This window comes from Bacillus sp. EB600, from assembly GCF_024494385.1.
In the GTDB taxonomy this organism is placed as follows: domain Bacteria; phylum Bacillota; class Bacilli; order Bacillales; family Cytobacillaceae; genus JAEVLT01.
On record NZ_JAEVLT010000130.1, the window covers coordinates 1 to 798 of the forward strand.

General features: G+C 33.3%; 1 protein-coding gene. It reads right to left on the bottom strand.

What is annotated here, in order from left to right; translation table 11 throughout:
* Positions 1–9 precede the first annotated feature (9 nt).
* Positions 10–783: an alpha/beta fold hydrolase gene (locus JN080_RS28860; RefSeq protein ID WP_256239361.1), complete on the bottom strand. Its 774-nt coding sequence runs from the start codon at positions 781–783 to the stop codon at positions 10–12.
* Positions 784–798 lie beyond the last annotated feature (15 nt).

The following is a 798-nucleotide window of genomic DNA, read 5'->3' on the forward strand; positions in this document are numbered from 1 at the left end:
AGATGCCAATTATGAATGTTGAGAATTGATAAAATGACTAATCTTTTGATTTAATTCCTTCTTTGTCTTGGAGGGAATTCGGTGATTGACTTTTTCAATAAAAATTAGTTCATTAAAGGGTAATTTTTCATGTAGTATATTTGCATAACGATGAAAGGCTTTATCCTTTCTACCATAGACTAATAAGACGGGATGATGGATGTTTATAAGTTGATTAGTGCAATTATAATTTAAGCTAAAACGGTAGTATTGCTCAATATTGCGAGCATTACCCTCTTTAGCAGTTGTAAATAGTTTTTTAAAAAATTTTGTTGAATCAGAATTGCTCCAGGAGACCGAAAACGCCAAAATAGGTATAGCTCCAGCCTTTGAAAGTCCTAATCCTAAAAAAATCTTATTTCTTAATTGCTTGTCACTAACTTCTGACATTCCACTGATGACAATTCCACCTAATGCTCTATTAGCAGAAGTTAGCAAAAACTCTAATACGATAGACCCTCCTGTAGAGTAACCACACAAAAAGGCTTTTTCAATTTTTAGATGATCGAGAAGAACTTTAATATCCTTAACAATAAGCGAGTAGGTAATCGGTGCTTGTGAATACAGACTTCTTCCATGACCTCTAATATCAAATGTGATGATTTTGAACATATGAGATAACTCTATTGATTGATAGTGGAAAGTATCCAAGGTGAGTAAAGGAGGATGAATAAACACTATTGGGATTCCTTCCCCTCTAACGTTATAGTATAAACTAACTCCGTTAACTTCTAACATTGGCATCGTTTTTCATCACCA

Coding starts and splice junctions, on each gene's coding strand:
- JN080_RS28860 (WP_256239361.1), bottom strand. CDS start 783: ATGCCAATGTTAGAAGTTAACGGAGTTAGTTTATACTATAACGTTAGA.